This window comes from Piscirickettsia litoralis (assembly GCF_001720395.1).
In the GTDB taxonomy this organism is placed as follows: Bacteria; Pseudomonadota; Gammaproteobacteria; order Piscirickettsiales; family Piscirickettsiaceae; genus Piscirickettsia; species Piscirickettsia litoralis.
Window position 1 is genome coordinate 180,594 of record NZ_MDTU01000002.1, and the last position, 13,464, is coordinate 194,057.

General features: G+C 35.9%; 24 protein-coding genes and 1 pseudogene. 14 read left to right on the forward strand and 11 right to left on the reverse strand.

Annotated features, from left to right (window positions below):
• The coding region (locus BGC07_RS15885) for a hypothetical protein (protein ID WP_235603463.1) at positions 1–480 on the forward strand (480 nt) is incomplete at its 5' end.
• A gap of 3 nt (positions 481–483) precedes the next feature.
• Here the strand turns inward: BGC07_RS15885 and BGC07_RS15890 are convergent.
• From BGC07_RS15890 to BGC07_RS15895, 3 genes are all read right to left on the reverse strand, one after another.
• Positions 484–756 (reverse strand): hypothetical protein, encoded by a 273-nt coding sequence (locus BGC07_RS15890; RefSeq protein WP_069314049.1) that lies wholly within the window; start codon positions 754–756, stop codon positions 484–486.
• Between the two features lie 304 nt (positions 757–1,060).
• Entirely contained in the window at positions 1,061–1,231 is a 171-nt protein-coding gene (locus BGC07_RS20875) for a hypothetical protein (RefSeq protein WP_158006986.1), read from the reverse strand.
• A gap of 583 nt (positions 1,232–1,814) precedes the next feature.
• A complete protein-coding gene (locus BGC07_RS15895) occupies positions 1,815–2,105 on the reverse strand; it encodes a putative quinol monooxygenase (protein WP_069314050.1) in 291 nt (96 codons plus the stop codon).
• Between the two features lie 315 nt (positions 2,106–2,420).
• On the opposite strand from BGC07_RS15895, the gene BGC07_RS15900 reads away from it, so the two are divergent.
• The gene (locus BGC07_RS15900) at positions 2,421–2,636 is read left to right on the forward strand and encodes a single-stranded DNA-binding protein (protein ID WP_069314051.1); all 216 of its coding nucleotides are present in this window, start codon (positions 2,421–2,423) and stop codon (positions 2,634–2,636) included.
• A 156-nt stretch (positions 2,637–2,792) separates the two neighbouring features.
• Positions 2,793–3,056, forward strand: a complete 264-nt coding sequence (locus tag BGC07_RS15905; RefSeq protein WP_069314052.1) for a TFIIB-type zinc ribbon-containing protein — start codon at positions 2,793–2,795, stop codon at positions 3,054–3,056.
• A gap of 76 nt (positions 3,057–3,132) precedes the next feature.
• On the opposite strand, the gene BGC07_RS19720 is transcribed toward BGC07_RS15905, so the two are convergent.
• The 5 genes from BGC07_RS19720 to BGC07_RS15925 form a co-directional block, all read right to left on the reverse strand.
• A complete protein-coding gene (locus BGC07_RS19720) occupies positions 3,133–3,483 on the reverse strand; it encodes a LysE family transporter (protein WP_077216995.1) in 351 nt (116 codons plus the stop codon).
• Positions 3,449–3,748, reverse strand: coding sequence for a LysE family transporter (locus tag BGC07_RS19725; protein WP_077216996.1), 300 nt, complete (start codon positions 3,746–3,748; stop codon positions 3,449–3,451). Before BGC07_RS19725 ends, BGC07_RS19720 begins: the two co-directional genes overlap by 35 nt.
• Before the next feature lie 81 nt (positions 3,749–3,829).
• Positions 3,830–4,642: a DUF3750 domain-containing protein gene (locus BGC07_RS15915; protein ID WP_069314053.1), complete on the reverse strand. Its 813-nt coding sequence runs from the start codon at positions 4,640–4,642 to the stop codon at positions 3,830–3,832.
• A 175-nt stretch (positions 4,643–4,817) separates the two neighbouring features.
• Positions 4,818–5,048, reverse strand: a complete 231-nt coding sequence (locus BGC07_RS22760) for a response regulator (RefSeq protein WP_069314054.1) — start codon at positions 5,046–5,048, stop codon at positions 4,818–4,820.
• Positions 5,049–5,091: 43 nt separating this feature from the next.
• On the reverse strand, positions 5,092–5,361 hold the full coding sequence (locus BGC07_RS15925) for a hypothetical protein (RefSeq protein ID WP_069314055.1): 270 nt from the start codon (positions 5,359–5,361) through the stop codon (positions 5,092–5,094).
• A 276-nt stretch (positions 5,362–5,637) separates the two neighbouring features.
• Between BGC07_RS15925 and BGC07_RS20880 the strand changes: the two genes are divergently transcribed.
• From BGC07_RS20880 to BGC07_RS15935, 3 genes are all read left to right on the forward strand, one after another.
• Complete coding sequence (locus BGC07_RS20880) at positions 5,638–5,805, forward strand: hypothetical protein (protein ID WP_158006987.1); 168 nt, start codon at positions 5,638–5,640, stop codon at positions 5,803–5,805.
• 420 nt (positions 5,806–6,225) lie between these two features.
• Complete coding sequence (locus BGC07_RS15930; RefSeq protein WP_235603464.1) at positions 6,226–6,774, forward strand: ankryin; 549 nt, start codon at positions 6,226–6,228, stop codon at positions 6,772–6,774.
• 1 nt (position 6,775) lies between these two features.
• Entirely contained in the window at positions 6,776–6,991 is a 216-nt protein-coding gene (locus BGC07_RS15935) for a hypothetical protein (protein WP_069314056.1), read from the forward strand.
• Between the two features lie 207 nt (positions 6,992–7,198).
• On the opposite strand, the gene BGC07_RS15940 is transcribed toward BGC07_RS15935, so the two are convergent.
• The gene (locus tag BGC07_RS15940; protein ID WP_069314057.1) at positions 7,199–7,801 is read right to left on the reverse strand and encodes a tyrosine-type recombinase/integrase; all 603 of its coding nucleotides are present in this window, start codon (positions 7,799–7,801) and stop codon (positions 7,199–7,201) included.
• Between the two features lie 250 nt (positions 7,802–8,051).
• Between BGC07_RS15940 and BGC07_RS15945 the strand changes: the two genes are divergently transcribed.
• Both BGC07_RS15945 and BGC07_RS15950 read left to right on the forward strand, forming a co-directional pair.
• Positions 8,052–8,297: an AbrB/MazE/SpoVT family DNA-binding domain-containing protein gene (locus tag BGC07_RS15945; RefSeq protein WP_069314058.1), complete on the forward strand. Its 246-nt coding sequence runs from the start codon at positions 8,052–8,054 to the stop codon at positions 8,295–8,297.
• Positions 8,281–8,664, forward strand: a complete 384-nt coding sequence (locus BGC07_RS15950) for a type II toxin-antitoxin system death-on-curing family toxin (RefSeq protein ID WP_069314059.1) — start codon at positions 8,281–8,283, stop codon at positions 8,662–8,664. The genes BGC07_RS15945 and BGC07_RS15950 overlap by 17 nt, the downstream gene beginning before the upstream one ends.
• 17 nt (positions 8,665–8,681) lie before the next feature.
• Here the strand turns inward: BGC07_RS15950 and BGC07_RS15955 are convergent, their stop codons facing one another.
• Both BGC07_RS15955 and BGC07_RS15960 read right to left on the reverse strand, forming a co-directional pair.
• Positions 8,682–9,722 carry a retron St85 family RNA-directed DNA polymerase gene (locus BGC07_RS15955; protein ID WP_069314060.1) on the reverse strand — a complete coding sequence of 347 codons (1,041 nt, stop codon included), beginning with the start codon at positions 9,720–9,722 and terminating at the stop codon, positions 8,682–8,684.
• Between the two features lie 230 nt (positions 9,723–9,952).
• On the reverse strand, positions 9,953–10,501 hold the full coding sequence (locus BGC07_RS15960; RefSeq protein WP_069314061.1) for a retron St85 family effector protein: 549 nt from the start codon (positions 10,499–10,501) through the stop codon (positions 9,953–9,955).
• Between the two features lie 700 nt (positions 10,502–11,201).
• On the opposite strand from BGC07_RS15960, the gene tnpA reads away from it, so the two are divergent.
• The 6 genes and pseudogenes from tnpA to BGC07_RS20890 form a co-directional block, all read left to right on the forward strand.
• Complete coding sequence (gene tnpA, locus BGC07_RS15965; RefSeq protein ID WP_069314062.1) at positions 11,202–11,507, forward strand: IS66 family insertion sequence element accessory protein TnpA; 306 nt, start codon at positions 11,202–11,204, stop codon at positions 11,505–11,507.
• Complete coding sequence (tnpB, locus tag BGC07_RS24025; protein WP_077216997.1) at positions 11,504–11,644, forward strand: IS66 family insertion sequence element accessory protein TnpB; 141 nt, start codon at positions 11,504–11,506, stop codon at positions 11,642–11,644. The genes tnpA and tnpB (BGC07_RS24025) overlap by 4 nt, the downstream gene beginning before the upstream one ends.
• Positions 11,589–11,855: an IS66 family insertion sequence element accessory protein TnpB gene (gene tnpB / locus BGC07_RS15970; RefSeq protein WP_235603465.1), complete on the forward strand. Its 267-nt coding sequence runs from the start codon at positions 11,589–11,591 to the stop codon at positions 11,853–11,855. The genes tnpB (BGC07_RS24025) and tnpB (BGC07_RS15970) overlap by 56 nt, the downstream gene beginning before the upstream one ends.
• 42 nt (positions 11,856–11,897) lie before the next feature.
• Positions 11,898–12,128 carry an IS66 family transposase gene (locus BGC07_RS15975; protein WP_139121790.1) on the forward strand — a complete coding sequence of 77 codons (231 nt, stop codon included), beginning with the start codon at positions 11,898–11,900 and terminating at the stop codon, positions 12,126–12,128.
• 345 nt (positions 12,129–12,473) lie between these two features.
• A pseudogene (locus tag BGC07_RS24030) lies at positions 12,474–12,791 on the forward strand (IS1 family transposase); the annotation flags it as partial.
• A gap of 140 nt (positions 12,792–12,931) precedes the next feature.
• Positions 12,932–13,464, forward strand: a 533-nt coding sequence (locus BGC07_RS20890) for a hypothetical protein (RefSeq protein ID WP_069314064.1), incomplete at its 3' end; no start/stop codon positions are given.

Below are 13,464 nucleotides of genomic sequence, written 5' to 3' on the forward strand. Positions count from 1 at the left end.
CACTCTAAACTACTAATCTGTAGCACAAGCTTTCAAAAATCACGGGCTGTACTCAGCGAGCCTAACCCCAACTTCGCAGAAATACTGTATAATGAATCACATTTTAAAATTCATGATAAGGTAGTTATGTTTAACGCTAAACAAAAATTATTTGCTTTGTTACATGATATGAGAGAAAGAGATCCACTTGCATTTCACACAAAAGCACTCGGTTATGGTTTTGGGATCTTCTTACTCCTGGCTTGGAGCTATGTTTTATTTAAGGCTGGTTTATTTTATAGTCTATTACTTGGCGCATGCTTTGTTATCGCTTTATACCTGCAAATCAACCGTTATGCTGCACGATTGATTAAGTCCTTTAGCACCCAAAAGCCAAAAATTGAAGATGCCAGGCTTTTAATTGTGAGTGCAAAATCAATGACGATGTTTAGCTCAGGCGTATTAATTGCCTATATCACACTTTTATTGAGCGCAGTATAGGCACTAAAATGACACAAATTCTCGAACCTTAATCCATTCAGGCCCATCCATTTCATTACCGTAGTCTTCTTGGACAAGTTCGACAACTTTCTCGCTGGCGACATTAAGCGCATCTTTAGCGGTCGCCTTGATATCAAAAACAATTTCAGTCACTTCATTGCCAACACCGTATTCAGCAATAAAACGCCAGCGCAAAAGTTCCTTAGAGCGATACCAAGCAGCACGTTTTCGGCGTTCGGCACGAGTGAGGTTAGTATTATTTAGTTGGTTTAACATACACTAATCATTAGTTAAAGCCGTCGATTCTATCGCTATTTTTTCTTAGCAGCAACTTTCCGTGTTGTTTTTCGCTTTCTTTACCGTTGTCGATTTAGTCGCTTTTTTAGCTGTAGATGCTTTAACTGATACCTTCTTCTTAGCAGGCGACTTTTTAGCAGCTATTTTTTTCAACTGTCTTTTTCACCGCAGGCTTTTTATCAGAAGCCTTCTTCACTGCTTTTTTCACCGTAGTTTTTTTCAGCAACAGCCCTTTTAGTTACGGTCTTCTTAGCTGATTTTTTTGACAGCAGTATTACTTTCATCAAGCAATGATGCTAATTTTTTGCCAAGTAATTTTGTTTTCTTTGCTTTTACCCTTGGCTTTCAAAGAAAGCCCTGATGAAGTAATTTTTAATTCTCCCAAACCATCAACAGTAAAATTAAATCCACTTTTAGGTGTAGGCACAACCCCTAAATTCAATGTTGTTTTCATGTTTTTTCCATATTATTGAATAATCTATACCCGTTAGTGTAGCATGGACATTAACACGAAGCGACTTGTCACTTCTACGGAAGGTCTTCATACTTTTCGACTATCCGTTGTTTTAGACCGCTCTTCATAATCGGCAGCAACCGATAACTTAAATACCCCATCAAGCCTGTGAGAAGAAAACCTGCATACCAATGATATTGTCCAATACCAACTAAATATCAAACAATGGTGTTAACTAAAACAAAAGTAATAATTAATTTAATTTTATTGCGATTATATGCCTTCTCAATCTTACTATCCCTTATAGTAATCTTCTCTTTATTCAATAAATTTTTCATAATTTTTATGCCGTCGTTTTTATGATGTTTAATTACATATTACTAATTATAACTTTTCCATTTTTATGCTCCGTTAGGTATTGAACAGCAGTATGGAGCTGTAACAGTTAATTGCAATCGTTTCAATGGCTGTAATAGCAATTAAAAGTTGACTAATACTAAAACACTTCTTTTTAGCCATCATTATGTTTCCCTCTTACAGAACTACCTTTACTGGCTAAAGTGCGCCGATAGGCGCAATTTTTTCAGCAAACCTTTTTCATTTTCATAACTTCTACAGGCTGCATAAGCCAAGACTCATAGGCTTTAAAAATAGGCTTCACATAATCCATTTCATAATGAGCTTGCAATGCTAACTCATCCGTCCACTCTTCATGCAAACATAAATTTCCATCACCATCTTCAAGTAAAATAAACTCGATACAACCACACTCATCGCGAGTGGCAGGAGCGATATTAAGAATTGCCTGCTTAGCTTCATCAAAATGCTTTGGCTTCGGTGTGATTTTTGCAAAAACAAATAGGGTTGTACTCATGTATTTTTTCTCTCATTTGATTGTTCTACCATATATTACCATCGAAGGATAATAGAGAGTATTGGAGACTGATCAAAGTGAGCGCTACTTAAAAAATGAACAGTGCTCAATTTCACCCTGTGCAGCTTTTCCTTGTCTGTGTTGCTAACAAGATTATTCATCACTTATACACAGATTCTGTGCATTAGTTTTTGTTATTTTGATGTTTGAGACACAAAATTACATTCTTTGATAAGTTTGTATTACAATAAAGCCTTGTGTAGAGCGCCTTCAGACGTTTTACCTCGGAATTATCTTTCATGTAATGAGGCAGTTATGGCACGAGGCGTTAATAAAGTCATATTAGTTGGCAACTTAGGCTCTGACCCAGAGATTAGGTTCACACAGACAGGTGAAAGTGTTGCAACATTTTCAGTTGCAACCACTGAGCAATACAAAGATGCATCGGGACAGCAACAAGAAATAATTGAATGGCACCGTGTTGAGCACATGAATTCATGTTGGCATGATTTATACAATGATCTTTGTTAGCCCCTGGATTCCCGCCTTCGCGGGAATGACGCACAGAACGAACAATATGAAAATATATTGAATTGTCAACACACCCTAATAATTTATAAATAAAGCTGCACTTCAATCAAAAAGTTGGTATAACAAAAAGATAAAAGCTATCTTGGGAGACTATGAATGCAATGCCCTGTTTGTAAAACAACGACACTACAACTTTCAGAGCGCCAACAAGTTGAAATCGATTACTGTCCTGACTGCCGCGGTGTTTGGCTCGACCGTGGCGAACTTGATAAAATTATTGAGCGCTCCGAACCACAACAACAGCCATCCAATCACAATCCACCTTACCGTCATGAAGGGCAAGACCACTCTTCTCATCACAAAAGCAAATATAACAGGAAAAAACGTAGCTCCTTCCTAGGTGAGCTCTTTGACTTTTAATGTAAAAAACATTGACAATTAAATATTGACAGAAGTTATCTTGTTTAACTGACTGTCAATATTTAATTTTAAATTTCTAGGATTCAAAAATAACAACAAGACCTAAAGTAATTAAGACAGCACCAATAAGCTTAGAAACGGCGTGTTGAACTTTTTCAATTTTTGCTTTGACACGATGATACGTTAAGCTCATTGCCAAAAAGACAAACCAAGCCGTCGTAACCAAGGCAATTTCCAAGCCATAAGATGCTTGAATGTAGGTCGATGTGTGTGGTTTAACAACTAAAGTAAAAATGGATAGCATAAATAAAGTACATTTTGGATTAAGCACATTAGTTAATAAACCATCTCTAAACGCCATAAAGACAGGCTGAGACTGAACCGGTTGATGTTTATTTTCTTCGACAGACAGTGTACTTTTTTTCACTGAATAAACTTTTTACTCCTAAGTAAATCAAGTAAGCGGCTCCCAAATACTTAATCAGGCTAAAAAGCAACAACGATTGGGAAATAACGACAGCAAGCCCCAATACGCAGTAAAACGAATGCACCAGTACACCAGCACCCACAGAAGTCATAACCCCACTACGACGATCATAAAGCAGTGCATTTTTAGCAACAATCACAAAATCAGGTCCTGGGGATACCGCCGCAAGCAAGGCAATTAATGCAATCGTATAATATTCAACCATAACCGTATTTCAACCTGAAGCTCTTTATAATAAACCCAATCAACAATCATTCTACTGTGGTAACTACTGAATATCACACTTTCACTGCTGGCTTGTGCTTTCAACAACCGTCGCTTTCGTCGATTGACCATAATTATGGTCATCTTTTACTTCTGGTATTAACCCAACTCCTGGCACAATCACTCCCCAAGGGCGCCATGACAGCCCTAAAGTTAGCCCTAACAAATTAACCTGAACCCCTTCTTGGCTAGACACAGCCAAGCCGAATACTCCTAATAAAGAAAGCCGGTAACCCGTTTTACTAGGAACTTGGCTGATCATTTGACGCAATGGCACATAGTCTTTCCCTAAAGCATTCGCAGGCATTGCAACACCTAACTCTGGGACGTGACTCAATACATAGGCAATAAATGTATTACTATTTGGCCCGGGCCAAGCCTGATAGGTCTTAGGGTAAGGATAGCTTTTCACCGCTTGCTCTATCTTAGGAATCATCGCTTGCGCCGGTTTGCCAAGGATTGTCTTAATGACTTTAGGCTCATGACCAAACCACATACGATCTGGAGCACCTGATGATATGTCGATAATCGGTCGGCCATGATAAGCATTCCAGCCAATCACTTGATAGTTCGTATAATGATCTGCCCCTTGTGGTTTTACAGAAATCCACGTATGAACTGCGAATAAACCACGCCAATTAAAAGCTTTTGCTTCATAAACTTGCACAATCGCTTCTTTGGCACGATTTGCTTTTGGTGCAATGCCTGTAGAGCTACGATCCGCAGTCCGCCAATCTTGACCAAATTGGACCTTGCCCATCACCGCCAACCACAAAGGCCCCAATAAGAAGACAAGTAAAACAATCACTACAATAGAAATCACCTTAAGCAACATACCACACCCTAAATCGATTTCTAAAATATTGTTGCTATTCTAACAAATATACTTCGTTGGCAACAATTAATGATCGATTCTCTTTAATATTTGCTCTCGAACACATTCTATAATTTTTTGAGGATCAACTTTACCCACAAACTCATCACACCCTGTTTGTTGGATATCTTCTTCATTAAAGACTCCTGTAATCGAAGTGTTCAGCATAATAAACAAATTTTTGCAGCCCTGGGTGCTCCCGACAAGCACGAGTGAAGGCATAGCCATCGATCTCTGGCATTTCGATATCAGAGATCACCATCAAGTATTTTTTCGCAACATCGCCACCTGTTTCTGCAAGTTCATTCACTAAGTGGTTGAGTCCCTCTCGACCACCTATAATTAAGTCGCTAAAATTTATCAACACAATTCAAACACCCTCTCCACTCAATGCTAGTTTTCAAAGCCAGTTAGAGGTTAGGGAATGGTGAAGGGTTAAAGCCACTCTCTAGTTCTTGCTCTCTCTGTTGTTTTCTAAAGTTTAATGAGAACGCCAACTGTGCTTGTAAGTCTTTACTCGGCGCATCCGAAGAGTTAGCTTGCTCTTGAAGCATGGAACAATATTGATCTAACTGCTCCGGACTCATGCTTCGCAGCATATTTTGATTATTGAAATAATCAAGAAAAATTGTTGCATCTCTTTTTGTTAATTTTTCGAATTGATCTTGTCTTAATGCCATATCTTTTCTCTATATGATTCAAATTAATATTATCCCACAACAATAAACTATAACCTTTGAGCTGCTGAGTAAAGGGCCTAAATTTAAAAGAATTAAGAAGTTAGTCATTGATATTATTTAATTTTCATCAATCCAGCAATAAAAAATTAACCCTAAAAAAATAAAATATTTACTTATTCTTATTTATTTGTTTACATGATATTAACTTTCGTCGTCTGCTGTTCATGTTAAATTAGCATCATAGAAAATTATTAATCAGTTCAGGGGAGCTATAAAATGATGGTTTCAAAAATCAAAAGATTATTTAACAAAGCGATTAACAATAGTGATAAATTTGAAAACTCAAAGTCAGCTCTTCTAGAGAAAATAAGCTACTTTTATGATGATTATGAGCTTGAAAAATATTCATATAGTGAGTATGAGTCTCTTCAACTTCATGTTTAACCTTTGAAATTTAAGCTGACCTGATAAAGGGTATTAAAAATGAATTTAGCAGAAAAGATTGACATGCACTTTTTATCTAAAGGGTTAGTTTTAACAGTTCTAGTGACGTTGATCGTTACTTTTGCGCCACTGCTAAAGTCTCTACATGACTCTAACAAGGCAGTGCCAAACTCCACATTTAAGTTAAGTAAATAAATTTCTGTCTCAAACCACTAATAGGAGAAATAGAATGAGCACTTCAAAAAACTCTTGCCATAGCTGCAATACTTACTTCCCTAGCTCTCATTCTGTTTCAGTTTATGGCCTCTGCTTAAAATGTTATTGTGAACGAGAAACCCTAGGAAAAAAATGAACACATGAAACAAGAGTGCTCGCCATTCATGCGAAATAAAATGCACAACACTAACCAAGAGTGCTATTATGATCCCTCATTCAGGTGAGCCTTTTTATCAAAATAAAATGTCAATGAGCAGTGAATTAAAACTCCTATTGAAGTTAGCTAAGACTAATAATGGTGAAAGCCTTAAAAGTTTCATCAAAGAGCATCAATCTCTCCTTAAAGAGCGTTCAGACAATCAGTTAACACCTCTTCAAGTCGCTGTTTACAATGGCTCGATAGAAACAGCCCTTATTTTCATAGAATATGGTGGCCCACCTATTATACGAGCCAAATTTTATAGCAAGAAAAATCGTTCATCTGTTATCCACTATTGCTTAGCAAGAGGCTGGGATACAATAAACAAAGAACATAGTAAATTGCCATTCAACAAAGTAATTATTGCAGCAACAAATCTCATGAAAGAAAGAGTCTTTTCTCTAAGAGATGTTTATGGTATAAACCCATTAGGGGCTGCTGTCTTAACAGGGCAAAAGCAAGCTGCTGATTTTTTCTTGAATCTTAGCTACTGTAAAAAGTCTACTATTGAATATGAGAAAAATTTAGTGAATAAACTAAGAGGCATAACGTAGTATGAGCAATAGATCTTACCCTGGTGATTTAATGGTAAGCGATGAGCCTCACGTAAAATTAGATAGAGAAAAATTTTTAGAATGTATCGATACTTTGAGTAAGGCTGCTCGTGCAACACCTTCGGAAAATAAAAACCACTTACTATTTTTCTCTCAGCTTGAGAGCGAAGACAACAAAGCCTCAGAAAACGACTACGATAACGGCCGTAATTTCTAAGATCTCATATTGAGTGAGTTTATTACTAAGACGATAGAATCAAGCTTCACTAATTTCATACTTTTCTGTAATTGTTTTAATTATCACCGCTGATTTTCTATCGTTAACCATTGACTCGATTTCAGCATCACTGTATTTTCGTTTTCTACTAAATTTTTTCGACAGAGCCAGAAAAGTCCTCATAATATTTGTCCATTGCATCCTTCTCTAATAATCAATCAATGTAGAAATTCGCTTTAAACGTTCAGGGTTATCATTAACATATCTTGCGGTCATTTGTACAGAAGCATGTCCCATTAAAGTACTAAGCGCTTTTAAGTCAACCCCTTTTTCAGCAAGCCGAGTTGCATAAGTGCGGCGGCCACTATGTGAAGATGCGCCAACAATACCAGCCTCCTGATAAAGGCGAGCAAAGACCTGTTGTAAGGAGTTAGGTGTAAAACGATTTTTATTTCGAGAGCGAAATAGCGGCGCTGTGCTTAAGTAAGGTGTTTCTCCTATCACTTTCACTTCATTCAAATAGTCAAGCAAGGCTTTTTTCAGTTTAAAATGACTTAAGTAAATATAGCGCTGCTTACCCCCTTTGGTCATGTCTGAAGATAAATTCACGATTTCATGTAAATTACCCGTTCCAACATCTTGAACATCACCGATAGTCAGTGCCGCAATTTCTTTAACACGTAATCCCAAATAAAATGACGTGTAAACCAGAGCGACGTTTCGAGTTGGATATGGGCCTTGTGACGTTACAGTGATGAGTCGCTTAAATTCTTTCGATGTGAGCACCTTAGCTTGTCCTTCTCTCGACACTCAAACACCCTCCTCAGTCATCAATAGCAAAAGACCGCTATAATAACCTGTTTTTATACTTATTAATATTATCTACACGTTATTATAGCAACACCGTGAAACCTTGTCACGCAAGCCCTTGAAAAAATTGGTAACCGTTACTTATTGTCCTTTGTACATGTTAGCTGTTTTTGAGGCATTAAAAATGTTATAACTTTTGTTGTAACACATGGTCTAATATGATAGTATTAGGACAGGAAGGTAAGAAATCATGAGCAAACTGAAAATCAGAAAGATTGGCAACTCACTTGGGAGCATTTTTCCTCAAGATGTAATGGATCATCTCGGGGCATCTCCTGGGGACGAATTTATTTATGTCAAAAAAGAAAATGGCATTGAAATCATCAAATATGATGATGAAGCCATACAACAAATGCAAGCTTTCGATAAAATTCAGAAACAATATAAAAATGTTTTTAAGGCGCTAGCAAAAGAGCAAGATGATCTGGATAAATAAACTTATTGTACTACAAGCCCATGATACGATGATTATGCAGTTTGGTGGCAGCTATGGAATCCGTGATGAAGGCTTGTTGGAATCAGCACTCATTCAACCACAGCAAGCATTCCATTACAAAGAGCCGAAACCAGATTTGTATGACCTTGCAGCAAAATATGCCTACCACATTGTTAAAAACCATGCTTTTATTGACGGCAACAAAAGAACGGCTTTAAGTACATGCCTCGCTTTTTTGGAGATTAATGGCATAAGTGCTAATTATAAAGAAACCGCGTTATTTTATGCTATAAGAGAGCTTGCATCTGGAGAAATTAACGAATTCGAATTTTCTTCATTTTTAAAAACACAAAACAAAGATAGTTAGCGCCTTTTATAGTTAAATTAGTTGTAATCAGAATGATTAATATCCATCAATGAATTTTCTAGTAGAAGATTTTTCTCTCTAGCATAGCTTGCATTGTATTCCCTTATTCTATTGATAAGAGTAGAACCATACTTTTGATATAATCCCATAACGAAGTCTTCTTCGACAGCTAAGCAATAAGAGATATATCCAGACAGATATGACCGCTCAATATTGTTTATTCTATTATATTTCCACATATTAACCATCGATTTTATTTCTCTTTTCTTTGATCGTCCTATAGAGATTTTTCTATCTGAAGTTATATTTAAGCCCAATATTTTTACTCTCTTAGCTCTATTTAGGGTTCTTGTTTTGCTAGGGTTAACTCTTAACCTCCTTATTACGTTTGCTTCTTGTATTGAAGATAAAATGCTTTTTCTTACTAAGTTGCAATTAATTTTATTCTCGCTTGAAATACATATGTCATCTGCATACCTACTATAAATTAAGTTATTATTACAACAAAAGCGATTGATAACCTCATCTAACCGAAAGCACAAAGCATTAGATAAGCTCGGTGAAGACGGTGAACCAATCGTTAACCTTTTATATCTACACATAACTTTTGCAAAATCACTACAATCTTCATCTCTAGATAAATATTGAGAAATATTAGTTAACTTCAAAAATCTTAAAATATCATCAAACATAATTGAGTGAAAAAAATCTTTAAAATCAGTCAGAAAAAAATAATTAGAATCAATATGTTTTTCGACACAATTTTTAATAGAAATTCCTTCTCTGTATGCAAATGCACAGTCGTGAATCGGGGCTTGTTTAATAAACATATTAGTCAAATATATTTGTATAGCTTTTAGCTCTTTAGCAGGATTATGAATCACTCTGGATTTATTATTTTTTACAATAGTAAATTCATGATACAACAGTGAAGACCGATCAATCACATTTTTTATTTTTTCTTCAGAAATAAGCAAATCATTAGATATTTTGCTAATTAAACTGTACACTTTTTTTAAAAACTCAACATAGGAAGGAACTTTAATTAAGTAACTCATGTTTTTTAGCCTTGTTTTATATGCTTTAGAAATCAGAACACCAAACTCGCTAGCTGAGACCTCTCTACTATCACAAAAGCATAAACCTTCGCTTGAATATTTAACAAATCCCAGAGAGCTTGCTATGGATACTAAATGTTTAATAGTTTTAAGTTCTTTACTTTTACACTCAAGAACTCTAAGAGAAATAAGTATGATAATATCAAGATCAACAGGGCCAAGTGAAATAATTACATAGATGACAAAAAAAGTAACTCTTTTAGAGTGAGGTGTCTGTTACTATATCTCTTTGATGGCCTTATCCCTCTTAAACTTGAATTTCGCACCCTTTCTAAAATTTCATCCCCATGAGTTAAAAGGCAGTTGAAGTCTATATAAAGTGAAGGTTGATATTTAGAGTCTTTGTTTACCCACTTAACTGGGCCAGTATTAACAAATGAAATATCCTTTTCATACTGCTTGTCTAAGATAGGCAGGAGTTTCTTTCTAAGGGAATCAGAATTTGAAAAGGCACCTAACTCAGCAATACTGCCAGCACTCTCCACAATAATGATTATACAATCAGATAGGTCTGCTAGCTCATTTTCAAATTCTAAAGCATTTGAGGTCTTTGTTAGTTTTTGCTCTACTATGATATTCCATGCATTTTCTGCTTTGCAAGTCACAATGCGATCATTCACTCCGTGCCTCATAATATATGAAATCAACTGATCACGTTTTGAGTGATTGTTTCCCCCACAAATAAAAATAATCTTGGGGAGAGATGCTGATTTAAACATCTCCCTAAGATTTACATCCAGTAGACTACTTTGAGTGTAGCTCACAGCTTTAAAGTACCATGGGTTCTTTAACTGCTTTACCGTCTTCGGTTTTATTTTCCAAATCTCCTACCAACTCAGTAGTAAAGTACTCTTTACTACTAGCGTAGCGCTTTCTCAATTTGCCAATGCTATTGGCAAATTGAGTGAGTTCTGCTACATGTTATCTCATCTCAATGAGCTAATTTGTAGCAGTTACCTAAGTAATAAACATGGCTGGCTAAGCACCCGCCTGAAGCAATAGCTTCTGTCAATCTAGGAATAATCATTATATTATGTTTAATGCACGCTGTCATTATGAAACCAACTTTTCATTTACCACAATCAATCTTTTGCCACTTACTAATTTGTCTTGCATTAATATAAAGCCTCTACTTTATTTGCCTAACGCTCTAAGAGTTCTTAATAATTTCTTTATGAATTACTTTTTGGTGCCTCTATTTACTTGTTGTCAAAAAGTATAATATTTAGCATTATTCTCCCTCTATTAACATAGGAAATATAGTTGTCACAACAAATAATGCTTAGATTTCAACAAATTATTCTTTTTCTGGACAGGTATCAGTACAAACAATATAAGAATCTCGGTAAGCGCTCAGGGAAATACACCTTCTAATTCATAATCACCCATGCCATGCTGGTTTTTTGCTTGGAGATCAGTATGGAAGAAATAATGAATATCAAGAGATCACGCGCCGAATGGTTGAGTTTAGTTGAGCAATGGCGTGAGTCAGGCCAAACCCTTAAAGAGTTTTGTCAATCGAATGGCCTAAAGCATACACAATTTAGCTATTATGCGGCTGTCCAGCGTAAGCAGAAAAAAGACAGCCTTGGTTTTGTCGAGATCAAAACAGCACCTACAGGGTTGTCACTTAAATTGTGTGGACAGCATGAATTGATTCTCTCTCCCGATTTTGATGAGCATACTTTACTCAAGGTACTCAATGTGGCTAGCCATGTTCAATGAGATTGCCGTCATCCACTAAGATTTATCTGGCAACGACATACTGTGATATGCGTAAATCGATCGATGGTTTAGCTTGGGAGGTTGAGTCTCGATTTAATCTTAATGTACTTGATGGTGCCGTTTTTATCATTTTTTAATCGTAAGAAAGATAAGCTGAAATACTTATATTCTGATGGCACGGGTTTTTGCTTGCTTTATAAGCGTCTTGAAAAAGGCTGCTTTAAATTTCCTAAATTAAATGATGCATATTACCTGATGAGTGAAGCTCAATTGAGTTTGCTTTTAGATGGGGTTAATTGGTACGAGATAAAGAAAAAAACTAAGGAAAAATACAGTAAATTATTTTAATAAATCCACTTGAAAGTATTAGGTTATGGTATAATAGTCGCCATGAAGGATGCCCAAATTTACCCACAAGATATTAACGACTGCCATAAGTTGATTGATCAAGTAAGCATTGAGCGTGATCATTATAAAGCTTTGTATGAACAGTTGAAACGTTATCGTTATGGGCAGCGTTCCGAAAAATTAAGTGCTGACCAGCTCGCGCTTTTTGATGAACTGCTTGGGGCCAATGAGCAAGAAAAAGAGAGTGAGTTCGAGTCCACCACAGAACCCTAATTATACCCACATTCCTACATAAAAATTGAAGCGATATCCTCTATAGTATCAACTAATGATTGTTTGCGATAATGCTTACCATTCGATGGCTAACACTCGCCCATGGTGCGTAATTAGAAGAACAACATAGCCAACACTTTTAATAAGTGATTGAAAAAGAATTCCTCATTTTTTCTAGTGTGGCTTTGATTTCATAAGGCTTGTAACATTGTGAAAGTGAACTTTAATAAGGCTATTAAAATTTCCAAAGTAATAATAATGGAGCTGTCAGTTGAACTAGATGAGCAATGGTCATAGGTTCAAAATAAAGGTAATCAAAGATGGTTATAGGCTGCGTTAGATACACATACCGAAGAAATTATTGCCTTTGTATTTGGCAAAAGAAAAGATGATGCTTTTAAGGAGATTAAAAAGCTCTTGAGTCGCTATAAAATTAAAACTTATCGCAGTGATGGCTGGAGGTCTTATATCAGATTTTTAGGTGAAAAAAATCATAATATTTCTAAAGCATTGACCACAAAAACTGAGCGCAAATTCTTAACTCTACGCACAAGAATCAAGAGGCTTTACCGAAAAATGATCTGTTTTTCTAAGAATGAATTGATGCATGATACCGTGATTGGTTTATTCATTAATAGGTATGAGTTAGGGAGAGCAGTTTAATGCTAGCCAGCAACACTTTTGGTTAAACCTCGAGTAAAATGACAAATTCAAAAGAAGCCTAAGAGCACGTAGCGTGCAACGTATAGTATCAGCAAGTTAAAATGAACCTGAATTTTAAAACAAGGGGTTATCTAAGACTTATGAAAAATTTATTGCTCATGTTAATGCTAACTACACCATTTTATACAATTGCATCGCAACACTCAGTTAATCATAATCAAAAAAATATTGAAACTATTGTAATTGTTAGACATGCGGAAAAACCCTCTGCAGGATTAGGACAGCTCACATGCAGAGGGTTGAACCGTTCTTTAGCACTTCCATCTTTTTTTATTAAACATTATCCAAAACCCAATTTTATTTTTGCTCCGAATCCAGCAGTTAAAGCTTATGAAATGCATGGTGACAAAAGGTTTTATAATTATGTTCGTCCACTAGCAACAATCGAGCCTACAGCTATTTATTATGGACTGCCTGTTAATACTGAGATTGGATACAATCAGCCTCGGTTGTTAGTTAATAACTTACTTCGGAACAAGTATCATAATTCAACAATCTATATCGCATGGGAGCATCGGGAGATATTAAAAATAAGTGATATACTACTAAAATATTTTAACAATAATCAGAAGGTTCCTTCATGGCCTAATAGTGATTACAACACTGTATTTTT

Coding starts and splice junctions, on each gene's coding strand:
- BGC07_RS15935 (WP_069314056.1), top strand. CDS start 6,776: ATGAGCAATAGATCTTACCCTGGTGATTTAATGGTAAGCGATGAGCCT.
- BGC07_RS15975 (WP_139121790.1), top strand. CDS start 11,898: ATGAAGGATGCCCAAATTTACCCACAAGATATTAACGACTGCCATAAG.
- BGC07_RS15960 (WP_069314061.1), bottom strand. CDS start 10,501: ATGTTTAAATCAGCATCTCTCCCCAAGATTATTTTTATTTGTGGGGGA.
- BGC07_RS15895 (WP_069314050.1), bottom strand. CDS start 2,105: ATGAGTACAACCCTATTTGTTTTTGCAAAAATCACACCGAAGCCAAAG.
- BGC07_RS19725 (WP_077216996.1), bottom strand. CDS start 3,748: ATGGTTGAATATTATACGATTGCATTAATTGCCTTGCTTGCGGCGGTA.
- tnpA (WP_069314062.1), top strand. CDS start 11,202: ATGGAAGAAATAATGAATATCAAGAGATCACGCGCCGAATGGTTGAGT.
- BGC07_RS15915 (WP_069314053.1), bottom strand. CDS start 4,642: ATGTTGCTTAAGGTGATTTCTATTGTAGTGATTGTTTTACTTGTCTTC.
- BGC07_RS15950 (WP_069314059.1), top strand. CDS start 8,281: ATGATCTGGATAAATAAACTTATTGTACTACAAGCCCATGATACGATG.
- BGC07_RS15890 (WP_069314049.1), bottom strand. CDS start 756: ATGTTAAACCAACTAAATAATACTAACCTCACTCGTGCCGAACGCCGA.
- BGC07_RS15905 (WP_069314052.1), top strand. CDS start 2,793: ATGCAATGCCCTGTTTGTAAAACAACGACACTACAACTTTCAGAGCGC.
- BGC07_RS15930 (WP_235603464.1), top strand. CDS start 6,226: ATGATCCCTCATTCAGGTGAGCCTTTTTATCAAAATAAAATGTCAATG.
- BGC07_RS20880 (WP_158006987.1), top strand. CDS start 5,638: ATGATGGTTTCAAAAATCAAAAGATTATTTAACAAAGCGATTAACAAT.
- BGC07_RS15945 (WP_069314058.1), top strand. CDS start 8,052: ATGAGCAAACTGAAAATCAGAAAGATTGGCAACTCACTTGGGAGCATT.
- BGC07_RS20875 (WP_158006986.1), bottom strand. CDS start 1,231: ATGAAAACAACATTGAATTTAGGGGTTGTGCCTACACCTAAAAGTGGA.
- BGC07_RS15925 (WP_069314055.1), bottom strand. CDS start 5,361: ATGGCATTAAGACAAGATCAATTCGAAAAATTAACAAAAAGAGATGCA.
- BGC07_RS15900 (WP_069314051.1), top strand. CDS start 2,421: ATGGCACGAGGCGTTAATAAAGTCATATTAGTTGGCAACTTAGGCTCT.
- BGC07_RS15955 (WP_069314060.1), bottom strand. CDS start 9,722: ATGAGTTACTTAATTAAAGTTCCTTCCTATGTTGAGTTTTTAAAAAAA.
- tnpB (WP_077216997.1), top strand. CDS start 11,504: ATGAGATTGCCGTCATCCACTAAGATTTATCTGGCAACGACATACTGT.